Origin of the sequence: Amycolatopsis speibonae, assembly GCF_042647925.1 — a bacterium.
GTDB classification, from domain to species: domain Bacteria; phylum Actinomycetota; class Actinomycetes; order Mycobacteriales; family Pseudonocardiaceae; genus Amycolatopsis; species Amycolatopsis speibonae.
Genome location: NZ_JBHRWK010000012.1, coordinates 1 through 12,169, shown reverse-complemented (window position 1 = coordinate 12,169; position 12,169 = coordinate 1). Strand labels below are relative to the sequence as shown.

The following is a 12,169-nucleotide window of genomic DNA, read 5'->3' as shown; positions in this document are numbered from 1 at the left end:
GGGGGCCGGCCACCATGGCCGGCCCCCTTATTCCTGTTCAGTCCCCGAAACCCCTGTCGCGCCGTCCCCTGTGCCCGTAGGCTCAGGCGCAGTCGCGGCAGATGAGCCGTCCGCCACTCTCCTCCGCCAGCCTGCTGCGGTGATGCACCAGGAAGCAGACGGAGCAGGTGAACTCGTCGGCCTGCTTGGGCACGACCTTCACGGTCAGGTCCTCACCGGAAAGTCCGGAGAGGTCCGCGCCCGGCAGTTCGAAGTTTTCGGCGGTCGCGTCCTCGTCGACGTCCACGACGCCGGACTGGTTTTCGTTGCGCCGTGCCTTCAGCTCTTCCAACGAGTCTTCGGCCAGCTCGTCGGCTTCGCTGCGGCGCGGAGCGTCGTAGTCGGTCGCCATTAGTCCCTCACCCCTGCGATGCTTCGATGTCAGATGGCCCGGACCCGCGAGCGCGCGGCTCGTGAGTCCTTCGTGCCGCTGGTTAACGTCCCAGCGCCCCTGTTTGTGCCCGGCCGGGCAGTGAGCGAGGTCTCTCTTTTGTGCCTCTTACTGTCGCCTGAGCCCGCGAAGGGTAGCTCACGCCGATACCGGCTCTGCAACGAGTCAGACATTGCTGTGATTACGTCACCCAACAGGGGGAACCTGTCCTTCAAGACGTTCGTCGTCCGAATGGGTTGCCCCCACGTCGGGTACCTCACCCCATGGGCCCGGCCGCTTGCCCGGAGTGTCCATCGCGTGGTGCTATCCGGAGGCCCGCGCCGATCACCTCCGCCGCAACGCCTAGGCTGATCGGACACGATGGTGAGATAAAGCACCGTCCGGGGATCCGGGCTTTGGGGAAGGGACTGGCAGGTGGCGTCGGGGAACGGCATCGGGGACCGCGGGGCGAGGCCGTATCGCAAGCACAAGCCGCTGCCCGCGCTCATCGTGATCGGGGTGCTGGCGCTCGGCGCGGTCATCGTCTGGGTGAACGTCGTGGCGGGCGGCGCCGACGTCGACGCCAGGGTCCGGTGTGATCCACCGCCCCTTCCGCAGCAGGGCGTCACCTACACCTCACTGGCACACAACGGGCTCGACGACCGCGCGCCGGTACCGCCGGACAAGGTCGCCGTCCAGGTGCTCAACGGCTCGCAGGTCCGCGGCCAGGGCGGCATCGCCACCAACACGCTCCGGGAACTGGGCTTCTCCAAGATCCTCGAGCCCGCCAGCGACCCGGCCTACAAGGACGCCGAGGCCAAGTGCCGCGGCCAGATCCGCTTCGGCGAGAACGGCGCGGCCGCGGCCCGCACGCTCAGCCTGGTGATCCCGTGCGCCGAACTGGTCAAGGACAACCGCAAGGACGCGTCGGTCACGCTCACCACCGGCACCCTGCTCGGCGACATCCGCCCGAAGACGGAGGCCCGCAAGGTCCTCGACCAGCTCACGCAGTGGTCGAAGGCGCAGCAGGGCAGCGGCGGCGGCGAGCAGTCCGCGGGCGGCGGTGCCCCGGTCATCGACCAGGCGCTGCTGAAGGCCGCCCGCGAAACTCCCTGCTGAGACGCTCAGATCGAGCCCGCGCCCGAGTCGATCAGCGCCTGACGCAACGGGACCGCGATCGACGGCGCTACCGCGAACGTCGCGTCCGGTCCCAGTTCGGTGTCCTCCCCCGGCAGCGACACCAGGCCCCCCGCCTCGGCGGCGATGAGTGCCCCGGCGGCCCAGTCCCACTGCCCGAGGCCGTGTTCGACGTAAGCGTCCAGCCAGCCCGCCGCGACCGCGCACAGGTCGAGCGAGGCAGCGCCGTTGCGCCGGATGTCGCGCACCCTGGTCGCCAGTCCGGCGACGAACCCGGCCTGCTTCGCCCGCCGTTCGACCTTGTAGGCGAACCCGGTGCCGACGAGCGTCAAATCCAGCCGGGAAGGGGCGTTGACCGACAGCGGCCGCCCGTCGAGGAACGCGCCCTGCCCGCGTGCGGCGGTCCAGCGGCGCCCGCTGACCGGTTCGACGACGGCGCCCGCCACCGACACCCCGCCGACCTGCGCGGCCACCGACACGGCGAACCACGGCAGCCCGTAGAGGAAGTTCACCGTCCCGTCGATCGGGTCGACCACCCAGGTCACCCCGTCGCCGGCGGTCCCGCCGCCCTCCTCGCCGAGCACGGCGTCGTCCGGGCGCAGTTCGGCGAGCCGGGCGCGCACCAGCCGTTCCGACTCGTGGTCCACCGCGGTCACCACGTCGGTGTCGGCGGATTTGGTGTCCACCCGCACCTCGCGGCCCGCGTTCATCCCGGTCCAGGCCTCGTGGACCAGTTCGGCGGCCTCGCCCGCGACACGCTCGGCGACACCCTTCAGCAACGTCTCGTCAACTCCCACGTCCGCCATGTCACCACATCCGGTTAAAGTCTCCGAGGCAGGCTTCTGAATCGTGCGAGAAGGGACCACGTCCGTGGTGGAGGCGACCCGAGGTTTCGGTATCGACATCGGCGGCAGCGGGATCAAGGGCGCGCTGGTCGACTTGGCGGAAGGGCAGCTGATCGGCGACCGGATCCGCATCGACACGCCGAAGCCGTCGACGCCCGAGGCGGTGGCGGACGTCGTCGCGGAGATCACCGCTCAGGCGGGCTGGGACGGCCCGGTGGGGGTCACGCTTCCCGCGGTGGTCAAGAAGGGCGTCGCGCACACCGCGGCCAACATCGACCGCAAGTGGATCGGCACCGACGCCGACGCCCTGTTCGCCAAGCGGCTCGGCCGCGGCGTGGACGACGTCGCGATGCTCAACGACGCGGACGCGGCAGGCATGGCCGAGATCCGCTGGGGCGACCCGATCGCGCGGCGCGGCGTGACGGCGCTGCTGACCTTCGGCACCGGCATCGGCAGCGCGGTCTTCCAGGACGGCAAGCTCGTGCCCAACACGGAGTTCGGCCACATCGAGGTCGACGGCTTCGACGCGGAGAAGAAGGCCGCGGCGTCGGTGAAGGACAGCGAGGAGCTGTCGTATCCGGAATGGGCGGAACGGGTGAACAGGTATCTCTCCGTGCTGGAAAACCTGATCTGGCCGGATCTGTTCATCGTCGGCGGCGGGGTCAGCAAGAAGTCGCACAAGTGGGTGCCGCTGCTGGCCATCCGCACCCCGGTGATCGTCGCTTCCTTGCAGAACAACGCGGGCATCGTCGGCGCGGCGGCGGCCGCCGCCGAAGGCATCGAGCACTGACTCGACCGTGCTGACATCCGCGCCATGGATGTCACTTCGGCGGGTCGGACGGCGTGTCGCGCCCGCCGGTTGGTGGTCCGCGCCGCGACGCTGTCACGTATCGTCGTTACAATGGAACACGGCCCACGGCGGCGGCACCCACGAGAACGAGGGAAACCGCAGGCCGAGGGGTGTTCCCCGAAGTTTGAGGCAGCCGAGACCATCACGCCTCGGCTCGTCATGTTCGACCGCTGCGAAAGGGCGTAAGTGGCAGCCGCAAGAACCGCAACCCGAAGCGGGACGAAGACAGCGACCGCAACCGGCGAGCCGGCCGACGAGGCAGCCACCGGCGAGGCGAAGCCCGCTGCGCGCAAGACCGCCGCCAAGGCGGCAGGCGCGAAGAAGGCCCCGGCGAAGAAGGCTCCGGCCAAGAAACCCACCACCAAGGGTGCCAAGACCGAAGACGGCGAACCGGAAGACGGTCCGGGCGAGCTCGACGAAGCCGACCTCGAAACCCCGGATCTGTCGGACCTCGAAGAGGTCGAGGTCGACGTCGTCGACGCGACGGTCACCGAGGAGACGGAAGAGGACGCGGAGTCCGAGGAGGACGTCGAAGAGACGCCCCCCCGCGGTCGCCGCACGTCGACCGACAAGAACGCCGGAAAGACCTCCGACAACCCGGACTTCGTCTGGGACGAGGAAGAGTCCGAGGCGCTGCGCCAGGCCCGCAAGGACGCCGAGCTCACCGCTTCGGCCGACTCGGTCCGCGCGTACCTCAAGCAGATCGGCAAGGTCGCCCTGCTGAACGCCGAGGAGGAGGTGGAGCTCGCCAAGCGCATCGAGGCCGGGCTCTACGCCGCCGAGCGCGTCCGCAACGCCGAGGAGGAGGGCGAGAAGCTCGTCACCCAGATGCGGCGCGACCTCAAGTGGATCGTGCGTGACGGTGAGCGGGCGAAGAACCACCTCCTGGAGGCGAACCTCCGGCTCGTGGTCTCGCTGGCCAAGCGCTACACGGGCCGTGGCATGGCGTTCCTGGACCTGATCCAGGAAGGCAACCTCGGTCTGATCCGCGCGGTCGAGAAGTTCGACTACACCAAGGGCTACAAGTTCTCCACGTACGCCACCTGGTGGATCCGTCAGGCGATCACCCGCGCGATGGCCGACCAGGCCCGCACCATCCGTATCCCGGTGCACATGGTCGAGGTCATCAACAAGCTCGGCCGTATACAGCGTGAGCTGTTGCAGGACCTCGGCCGCGAGCCCACTCCCGAAGAGCTCGCGAAGGAAATGGACATCTCCCCGGAGAAGGTCCTCGAGATCCAGCAGTACGCCCGCGAGCCGATCTCGCTCGACCAGACCATCGGCGACGAGGGCGACTCGCAGCTCGGTGACTTCATCGAGGACTCCGAGGCCGTCGTCGCGGTCGACGCGGTGTCGTTCACGCTGCTGCAGGACCAGCTCCAGTCGGTGCTGCAGACGCTGTCCGAGCGTGAGGCGGGGGTGGTGCGGCTGCGGTTCGGCCTCACCGACGGCCAGCCGCGCACGCTCGACGAGATCGGCCAGGTGTACGGGGTGACCCGTGAGCGCATCCGGCAGATCGAGTCGAAGACGATGTCGAAGCTGCGTCACCCGTCGCGTTCGCAGGTGCTGCGCGACTACCTGGACTGATCCCAGGCTCACGGAAGACCCCGTCACCGTTTTTCGGTGGCGGGGTCTTCCGCGTCCGGTGTCGATTCGCGGCCCGCCCGTTCGACGCGTGGGTATGACGAAACCTCACGCGACCGAGAACCTCGACCGTTACGGCTCCGCGGAACTGCCGTGGAGCCGCCCGCGCGACATCCTCGCCGAGGACACCCCCACTGCCGACCTGACCTTCTTCGTGACGACCGTGCGGCCCGACGGGCGGCCGCACTCGGCGGGGGTCGGAGCGGTCTGGGTGGACGACGCCCTGTACTTCAAGGGCGGGCCGGGCACCCGCCGGTCCCGCAACCTGGCCGTGAACCCGGCGTGCGCCGTTTCGGTGCGCCTGCGGGGAATCGACCTCACGATGGAGGGCGAGGCGCACCGGGTCACCGACCTGGCGACGCTGGAGCGGGTGGCGGCGGTCTACCGGACCGGCGGCTGGCCCGCTTCGGTGGAGGGCGACGCGCTCACGGCCCCGTTCAGCGCGCCCAGCGCCGGGCCGCCGCCCTGGCATCTGTACCGCCTCACCCTGCGGCGCGCCATCGGCGTGGCGGGCGCCGAACCGCACGGCGCCACCCGCTGGGACTTCGCCCCCTGACCCCAGCGCATTCAGCGGACTAAATGCGTTCTAGGGGCGGCCGGTCAAAGTGGTCCACGGGACGTGCACGGTCACCCGTTCCCGGAGCTGCTCGTTCATCAGCCACAGCTCCCCCGTCGCCGGCCAGTACGACAGGTTCTGCGAGTTCACCGGCGCCTTGCCGCTCAGCCGCGACGTCGAAGTGCCGCCGACCCCGCCGTGCAGACACGACGGATGGTCGCCCGGCACTCCGGCGTACTCGGGACACACCCCGGTCATCACGAAGTACCCGTTGCGCGCCACCGCTCCCTGCATGCCCCACACCGGCGACACGAACCCTTCCTTCGCGTGCACTGTCCCGTCGGCCGAGGTCTTGGGCAGGCCGGTCGCGCGGTCGAACGGCCACCGCAGCACCCGGCTCCCGGCCGCGTTGGACAGATGTTCGGAGGTCACGATCGAGCCGTCACCGTGGTCGAAGGACATCGTCGAGAGACACGGTCGCGGCCCGGGCGCGTTGGTGCAGGCGCCGCCGCCGGGATACCAGTACGCGCCGATCTGCGGCATCGCGTAGTCGTAGAACGCCGCGTGGTACTTGCCGTCCGGGCCCTTCCCGACGACACCGGAGCTGTCGTCGACCTTCCAGAAGTGGGTGGTGTCGAAGACCCGCACCAGCCCCCCGGTGGTCGCGACGAAAAGCCGGTTCCCGATCCAGGTCATCCCGTGCCCGTGGCCCTGCACGACGGCGAAGTTGTCGTTCGACGTCGGTTCGACGAGCAGCACGTGCCGGTATCCCAGCCCGGTGGCGTCCACAAAGGACAGCCGGACCATGGTGTCGCCGGGGGTGTGCCAGGACGTCGCCACGACCCGTTTGCCGCCGACCTTCCCGGTCGCCGCGTCGGCGTCGCCGGAACCGGTCAGTCCTTGGGGGATCCAGTCGTTGGTCTTGTCGTCTCCGGCGTCTTCCCAGCAGAATCCCGCCGGTTTCAGGGCCGCCGCGAGGTACGTGCCGTGGCACAGCGGCCGCGCCTTCCGGTTCGCCGACGACAGGATCTCCGGCAGGCCCCGCGCCGGGAGTTGCTTCTCCAGCGCGGCGATCCGCGTGCCGTAGGTGTCGAAGGTCGTCCCGGACGTCCAGCGGAAGCCGTCGACCGTGGCCGCGTCCATCCGGGGGAAGGCGGCCGCGGCGGAGGCGACCCCGGGGATGAGCGAGAACATCAGCAGGAGTGAAGCGAGCAGTCCCAGCCTCTTCATGCCCGCGAGCCTCCCGGCGGCGCGCATACTTTCGATACAAACCGCTTCAGGACACGGAAAACCCGCGCTCGGCCAACGATTCCTCGACGCGCAGCCGTTCGATGCCGCGGTCGAAGCCCTCCGGCAGTTCGCCCAGCCGGTGCTCGACTTCGACCTCCCGGCAGGCCTGGACGAGCAGCGCGTCGTACGCCTGCCTGGTGCCGTACCGGCGGACGGCCGAAGCCCCGGAAGGAAGCTCCGCCAGCAGCCGGTGCACCCGGCGGAGGTCGGCGGCGAGCTTCTCGATGGGCGGCCCGGCCGGGACTTCCGGCTCGCGCCGGACGCGCCACCGGCGCAGGACGACGGGCACTTTCAGCGCGCACCAGAAGAAGGCCGACGGCGCCACGGCGACAGCGGTGTACAGCACGACGGGCCCGATGGCCATGGCTCAGGGTAACCCCCGAGCGGAGCACCGGAGAAGCCGCGAATCCGGGCTATATTCGCGGCTGTGCTGACCGAAAGCTACCGCTACCCGGACACCGGCGACCACGTCACCGGGATGTTCATCCGACGGCACGAGCCCTACGACGGCTACTGGACCGCCAGCGAGGACCGCGCGCTCGGGAAGGTCGCCGGACACCTCACCGCGAGCCTCGTCCGCCGCGAAGAGGTCAAGGCGCTCGACGCCGGCTGCGGGGAAGGCCGCCTCCTCCCCTGGCTCGCCCGGTTCTCCGCCGACGTCACCGCCGCGGATCCCGACCCGGACAGGCTGGCGAAGGCCCGCGAGACCGTCGTCGAGGACACCGAGTTCTCCTTCACCGTCTCGCCGATCACCGAACTGGACGGCGGCCCGTACGACCTCGTGGTGTGCAGCCACGTCATCCAGCACGTGCCGACGCCGGACGTCGCGCCGATCCTGCGGCGACTGGCCGGGATCACCGCGCCCGGCGGCACCCTGGTGCTGGCCTACAGCCGGTCACCGGTCGGGCGAGAGGCGTTCAGCCTCGACAGCGTCGAGGCCGGCGATGAGGTCCGCTCCCGCCGCGTGTCGCGCGAAGTGTTCGACAAGGCGTTGCGTGCCGGCGCAGGCCCGGCGCTCCCGGTCCGCTACCTCGACCCCTCGGAGGTCGCCGCCGAAGCCACCGAAGCGGGCTGGCGCACCGACTGGGAGTGGACCTACCACGTCCTCGACGATCTCGGCCCCGCCGACGAGCACGTCGACCGCGACGAACTGGTCAACGCCTCCGGTCCGCTGCGCCGCCACCTCGGCCGGGACCTGATCACCCTGCTGCGCCGCGAACACGCATGACCGCGGTGCTCCTCACCTTCGCCTGGGCGGTCCCGCTGTCCGAACAGGAGGCGGGGAAGGTGCTGGACGGCGGCCGGGACCGCGGCCTCCTGGCCCACCTCGACGGGAAACTCGGCGACGAGTGGACAGCCGCGGAGAACTTCCTCGCCAGTTACACGACCCCGCCGCGACGCCGGGTGCTGCGCAAACGCACCGGCGGCTCCCGGCTGTCGATCCGCGTCGGCGCGGCCAGTCTGCCGTGTGAACTCGTCGTCACCTGGCATCCGTCCTATCACGCGATGACGCTGGTCCTCGCCACCACGATCACCGGGACGGCGGCGGACGGGCCCGCGGCCGAGTTCGATCTCGCCATCGCCGTCCTGCAGAGCCTTCAGGGCCGCGAAACGGTGAACGAGGCGAACGGCCTGCACGGCGGCTATGGCGAGAAGTCCTTCCCCTCGCTACTCAAGGCCGTCACCCACATCTTCGAGGACCTGACCAAGGGCTGCGGCCTGACCGAAGGGCTCGGCCGCAAGGGCTGGTGCGTCGAACTGCGGTCCCACGACGGACATCCGCCCGCCCAGCGGGTCGCCGCCGATCCCCGGCCGTTCTACGGGCTGGCGACCAGCGACGAGGGCTGGCGGTTCGTGCCCCGCGAGGTCGCCAGGGAGGCGCTCGGCCCGTCATGGGGCACCCGCTCGTTCGTCGCCGCCTACACGATGGCGGGCGGGATCGTCTGCCTCAACAGCAAGGATTCCGACTACGTCGAGCATCAGGACGAGCTGATGCGCGGCCCGTTCGGCGCGGCCGAACCGTACTTCGGCATCGACAGCGACGTCGGCGGGCTCGACCACGGGATGCTCTTCATCCTCGAACGGGTCCTGATCCGGATGGCGCTGGCCGATCAGTGGCTGGTGTCGATGAAGAACTCCACGAGCCGCACCCGGCTGCTTCGGGGCTCACTCGACGACATCCTTGAAATGCTGCATTCGGTGCTCCCGCCCGAGGTCGATTCGCTGGAGCGCCGACTGGTCACCAGCATGGGCGTGGAACGGATCATCGCCCAGCTCGACCGCCAGGCCGAGGCGATGGACGAGGAGACCAGATACGCCTACGAGAACACGGTGAGCGCGCGGGTCACGCGGCTCACCGTGGTGACCGTCGTGCTGACGGTCGTCACCATCGTCCTCGGGGTCCTGCAGGTACTCGTGTCACTCTGAGCGACGGCGTTGCTTGCGGGCGCGTTCGGCGAACAGCAGCCCGACGCCCGCGGCCACCATCAGCGCGCTCGCCACCACGTGCATCCCCGGCGGGAGCAGGTGGAGCTGCACGAACCAGCTCGGTTCGGTGCTGCCCAGCAGCCGGTTGATCAGCCCGCCACCGCCCTGCACCACCAGGAGGATCCCCAGCAGTTCGATCATCGTCGCGCCCCTTCCGAAACCCGGTCGTCGTTCTTGGAGAGCTCCTGCCACAGCGGTCCGGTGGCGAACCAGATGGCCGTCACGACCCCCATCCTCGGCAGCCAGTCCCACAGCGGCGCGACCTGCTCGGTGTCGCCGACCATGAAGATCAGCAGGAGCAGCACACCCGAAGCGAGCCCACAGGCCAGCACGCATTTGAACCAGTCACGCCATTCGGCGCGCAGCTTCGCCCGGCCCCTCGGCTTGGGCGCAGGAGGCGGCCCGCCCGCGAACCGGTGGGCGAAACGCACGTCCGCCCACTTGATCATCGAGTGGCCGAACACCACGCTGAAGCCCAGGTACACCGCGGCGAGGCCGTGCACGAAGTTCGCCGTGGCGCCGTCGCGCAGGTCGATGACCGTCGCGACCAGCACGACCAGGTCGATCACCGGGGTCAGGAGCAGCAGTGCGACGCTGGTCCGCTTCAGCTTGAGCAGGTAGCGGGCCACCAGGCCGGCGACGATGGCGATCCAGAAGCCGATCTCCCCTCCGGCGACCACGGCCGCCATGGGGTTGTCCGCGATGAAGTCCCAGATCTTGTTCACGGGACAAGCCTCTCCGAACCCGCCGGTCGCCCGCGTCGGCGTACGGATCGACATCACCGTCATCAGTTAGTAGGACCCCGCCGCGCGCCGGGGTGTGCTGGGATGGGGCGGTGCCCACGTTCGTCCCGCGCCTGAACCACCTCGCCGAATGGAAACAGGACCTCTTCATCGTCCTCGGCACGTGGGTCCTCGGCGTGCTGGTGTACGTGAGCGGGGTACAGGTGCTTCTGGCCGGCCCCGACGAAACGCCACTGTGGATCCGGCTGAGCGAACTGACCGCGATGTGCGCGCTCGGCATGCTGCGCCGCAGGATCCCGCTGGCGCTGATCTGCGCGCTGGCCGTGCTCGCCGTGGACATCGCCGTCGGTCCCTCGCTGCCGATCCTCCTCGTCTTCACCGACTTCCTGTACGCGACGACGCTCTACGGTTCGCGGCGCACCAGCAGGCTGATGATCGGCGTCGCCGCGATCGGGACCATCGCGGTGGTCTGCCTGGCGCTCATCTTCTCCGCGCAGTGGCGCACGGCGATCCTGGCCGCGTTCGCCCTCCTGCCGTTCCTGGTCACCCCGGTGTGGTGGGCGGCCAACGTGCGACAGCAGCGGGACATCGCCGACAGCGAACGGGCGAACGCGGCGCAGCTGGCCACGATCGGCGAACTGGACCGCAACGTCGCCGTGGCGGGCGAACGGTCGAAGATGGCGCGGGATCTGCACGACGTCATCGCCGGGCATCTTTCGGCGATCGCGATCCAGTCCGAGGCCGCGCTGTCGATGGCCATCGCGGATCCGGAACTGTCCAGGAAGGTCCTGGAATCGGTGCGGGAGAACAGTGTGAGCGCGCTGGACGAGATGCGCGCGATGATCGGGCTGCTGCGCGCGGATCCGTCCACAGGGGACGCCGAGATCGAGCCGACCGCGCCCGCCCGGCTGGCCGAACTGTCCAAACTGGTCGAATCGGCGCGGGCGAGCGGACTGGAGGTCGAGATCGGTTCCGTACCGGACCAGTCCGCTCGCCTTCCCGCCGCCGTCGACCTGACCGCGTACCGGATCGCGCAGGAGGCCCTCACCAACGCGGCCAAACACGCCGCGGGTGGCCGGGCCGTCCTGGACATCCATGCCGGCGGAGGCATACTCACCGTCGAAGTGCGCAACGATCTTCGTCCCGGCTCCGGCTCGGGTGACGACGGCGGGACCGGACTCGGCCTGCTGAACATGCGGGAACGCGCCGCCGCGGTGGGCGGCACTCTCGCCGCCGGGCCGTCCGGCGGTGGCTGGCTGGTCCGCGCCGAACTGCCTCTGGAGGGGTCTTGAGCGACGGGAACATCAAAGTGCTGGTCGCCGACGACCACGGCGCGATCCGCGCCGGGTTGATGATGATCCTCGGCAACGCCGAGGGCATCGAGGTGGTCGGCGAAGCGGCCGACGGCGCCACCGCCGTCCGCCAGGCGAAGGCGCTGAAGCCGGACGTCGTGCTGATGGACGTCCGGATGCCCGGCGTCGACGGCATCGCGGCCACGCGGGAACTGATCGCGGAGGGCCTGTGCGAGGTCCTCGTGCTGACCACCTTCGACCTCGACGAGTACGTCCACGCCGCGCTGCGCGCGGGCGCGGCCGGGTTCCTGCTGAAATCGGTGGAGGCGTCGCGGCTGATCGAGGCGGTGAAGCTGGTCGCGGCGGGCGAAGGAGTGCTCGCGCCGCAGGTCACGCGGAAGCTGATCGCCGCGTTCGCCGCGGGCACCCGCGAACCTTCCCTCGTCCCCGACGGGCTCGACGACCTGACCGAACGGGAGCGCGAAGTACTGGCGTGCCTGGGCGGCGGCCTGTCCAACGCGCAGATCGGCACGCGGCTGCACATCGGCGAGACCACGGTGAAGACGCACGTCTCGCGGGTGCTGACGAAACTGGAGCTGCGGTCGCGGGTGCAGGCGGCGATCCTGGCGCAGGAGAACGGCGTCGTGCTGGAGGACTGAAAGCTCGGTGCCCCTGCAGTGCCTGGTGCTGGATGTCGACGTGGGCGAGGGGGAGATTCCGGACGTCGAGGGCGCGCCGATAATCAACTCGCTGGTTTGATCTTCGTTGGTGGGGTGATGCCGGTGTTGATGGCGTGGTTGGTGAGGTCTGTATGGACCGTTCCCGATTCGGTGGACTCGGGGTGAGGGTCGCCCGGTCCTTCGGGAGACACGAGTATGGGTTCGACACGCCGCCGATTTACTGAGGAGTACAAGGC

At 69.7% G+C, this 12,169-nt stretch carries 14 protein-coding genes; 8 read left to right on the top strand and 6 right to left on the bottom strand.

Going from position 1 to position 12,169, the window contains the following annotated elements:
* Positions 1 to 82 precede the first annotated feature (82 nt).
* Positions 83 to 391: a DUF4193 domain-containing protein gene (locus ACFOSH_RS05860; protein WP_005164528.1), complete on the bottom strand. Its 309-nt coding sequence runs from the start codon at positions 389 to 391 to the stop codon at positions 83 to 85.
* A gap of 453 nt (positions 392 to 844) precedes the next feature.
* Here ACFOSH_RS05860 and cei point away from each other — a divergent pair, with 453 nt between their 5' ends.
* Positions 845 to 1,528 carry an envelope integrity protein Cei gene (gene cei, locus ACFOSH_RS05855; protein WP_378237643.1) on the top strand — a complete coding sequence of 228 codons (684 nt, stop codon included), beginning with the start codon at positions 845 to 847 and terminating at the stop codon, positions 1,526 to 1,528.
* Between the two features lie 5 nt (positions 1,529 to 1,533).
* Here the strand turns inward: cei and ACFOSH_RS05850 are convergent, their stop codons facing one another.
* Positions 1,534 to 2,352: an inositol monophosphatase family protein gene (locus tag ACFOSH_RS05850; RefSeq protein WP_378237642.1), complete on the bottom strand. Its 819-nt coding sequence runs from the start codon at positions 2,350 to 2,352 to the stop codon at positions 1,534 to 1,536.
* Positions 2,353 to 2,419: 67 nt separating this feature from the next.
* Between ACFOSH_RS05850 and ppgK the strand changes: the two genes are divergently transcribed.
* From ppgK to ACFOSH_RS05835, 3 genes are all read left to right on the top strand, one after another.
* Entirely contained in the window at positions 2,420 to 3,181 is a 762-nt protein-coding gene (gene ppgK, locus ACFOSH_RS05845) for a polyphosphate--glucose phosphotransferase (RefSeq protein ID WP_378237898.1), read from the top strand.
* 246 nt (positions 3,182 to 3,427) lie between these two features.
* Positions 3,428 to 4,828: an RNA polymerase sigma factor gene (locus ACFOSH_RS05840; RefSeq protein ID WP_101606600.1), complete on the top strand. Its 1,401-nt coding sequence runs from the start codon at positions 3,428 to 3,430 to the stop codon at positions 4,826 to 4,828.
* Positions 4,829 to 4,922: 94 nt separating this feature from the next.
* Complete coding sequence (locus ACFOSH_RS05835; protein ID WP_378237641.1) at positions 4,923 to 5,441, top strand: pyridoxamine 5'-phosphate oxidase family protein; 519 nt, start codon at positions 4,923 to 4,925, stop codon at positions 5,439 to 5,441.
* A gap of 30 nt (positions 5,442 to 5,471) precedes the next feature.
* On the opposite strand, the gene ACFOSH_RS05830 is transcribed toward ACFOSH_RS05835, so the two are convergent.
* Together ACFOSH_RS05830 and ACFOSH_RS05825 are read right to left on the bottom strand one after the other, a co-directional pair.
* Positions 5,472 to 6,671, bottom strand: a complete 1,200-nt coding sequence (locus tag ACFOSH_RS05830; protein WP_378237640.1) for a hypothetical protein — start codon at positions 6,669 to 6,671, stop codon at positions 5,472 to 5,474.
* A 46-nt stretch (positions 6,672 to 6,717) separates the two neighbouring features.
* Positions 6,718 to 7,095, bottom strand: a complete 378-nt coding sequence (locus ACFOSH_RS05825) for a hypothetical protein (protein WP_378237639.1) — start codon at positions 7,093 to 7,095, stop codon at positions 6,718 to 6,720.
* Positions 7,096 to 7,158: 63 nt separating this feature from the next.
* On the opposite strand from ACFOSH_RS05825, the gene ACFOSH_RS05820 reads away from it, so the two are divergent.
* Positions 7,159 to 7,959 carry a class I SAM-dependent methyltransferase gene (locus ACFOSH_RS05820; protein ID WP_378237638.1) on the top strand — a complete coding sequence of 267 codons (801 nt, stop codon included), beginning with the start codon at positions 7,159 to 7,161 and terminating at the stop codon, positions 7,957 to 7,959.
* Positions 7,956 to 9,158, top strand: a complete 1,203-nt coding sequence (locus ACFOSH_RS05815; protein WP_378237637.1) for a hypothetical protein — start codon at positions 7,956 to 7,958, stop codon at positions 9,156 to 9,158. The genes ACFOSH_RS05820 and ACFOSH_RS05815 overlap by 4 nt, the downstream gene beginning before the upstream one ends.
* On the opposite strand, the gene ACFOSH_RS05810 is transcribed toward ACFOSH_RS05815, so the two are convergent.
* Together ACFOSH_RS05810 and ACFOSH_RS05805 are read right to left on the bottom strand one after the other, a co-directional pair.
* On the bottom strand, positions 9,150 to 9,359 hold the full coding sequence (locus tag ACFOSH_RS05810; RefSeq protein ID WP_378237636.1) for a hypothetical protein: 210 nt from the start codon (positions 9,357 to 9,359) through the stop codon (positions 9,150 to 9,152). The genes ACFOSH_RS05815 and ACFOSH_RS05810 overlap by 9 nt on opposite strands.
* Positions 9,356 to 9,943: a hypothetical protein gene (locus ACFOSH_RS05805; RefSeq protein WP_378237635.1), complete on the bottom strand. Its 588-nt coding sequence runs from the start codon at positions 9,941 to 9,943 to the stop codon at positions 9,356 to 9,358. The genes ACFOSH_RS05810 and ACFOSH_RS05805 overlap by 4 nt, the downstream gene beginning before the upstream one ends.
* A gap of 110 nt (positions 9,944 to 10,053) precedes the next feature.
* Between ACFOSH_RS05805 and ACFOSH_RS05800 the strand changes: the two genes are divergently transcribed.
* Positions 10,054 to 11,253: a sensor histidine kinase gene (locus tag ACFOSH_RS05800; RefSeq protein ID WP_378237634.1), complete on the top strand. Its 1,200-nt coding sequence runs from the start codon at positions 10,054 to 10,056 to the stop codon at positions 11,251 to 11,253.
* A complete protein-coding gene (locus tag ACFOSH_RS05795; protein ID WP_378237633.1) occupies positions 11,250 to 11,912 on the top strand; it encodes a response regulator in 663 nt (220 codons plus the stop codon). Before ACFOSH_RS05800 ends, ACFOSH_RS05795 begins: the two co-directional genes overlap by 4 nt.
* Positions 11,913 to 12,169 lie beyond the last annotated feature (257 nt).

Bases quoted from the DNA above. Each gene is read 5' to 3' on its own strand.
- ACFOSH_RS05860 (WP_005164528.1), bottom strand. From the start codon at position 391: ATGGCGACCGACTACGACGCTCCGCGCCGCAGCGAAGCCGACGAGCTG.
- ACFOSH_RS05850 (WP_378237642.1), bottom strand. From the start codon at position 2,352: ATGGCGGACGTGGGAGTTGACGAGACGTTGCTGAAGGGTGTCGCCGAG.
- ACFOSH_RS05835 (WP_378237641.1), top strand. From the start codon at position 4,923: ATGACGAAACCTCACGCGACCGAGAACCTCGACCGTTACGGCTCCGCG.
- ACFOSH_RS05830 (WP_378237640.1), bottom strand. From the start codon at position 6,671: ATGAAGAGGCTGGGACTGCTCGCTTCACTCCTGCTGATGTTCTCGCTC.
- ACFOSH_RS05825 (WP_378237639.1), bottom strand. From the start codon at position 7,095: ATGGCCATCGGGCCCGTCGTGCTGTACACCGCTGTCGCCGTGGCGCCG.
- ACFOSH_RS05815 (WP_378237637.1), top strand. From the start codon at position 7,956: ATGACCGCGGTGCTCCTCACCTTCGCCTGGGCGGTCCCGCTGTCCGAA.
- ACFOSH_RS05810 (WP_378237636.1), bottom strand. From the start codon at position 9,359: ATGATCGAACTGCTGGGGATCCTCCTGGTGGTGCAGGGCGGTGGCGGG.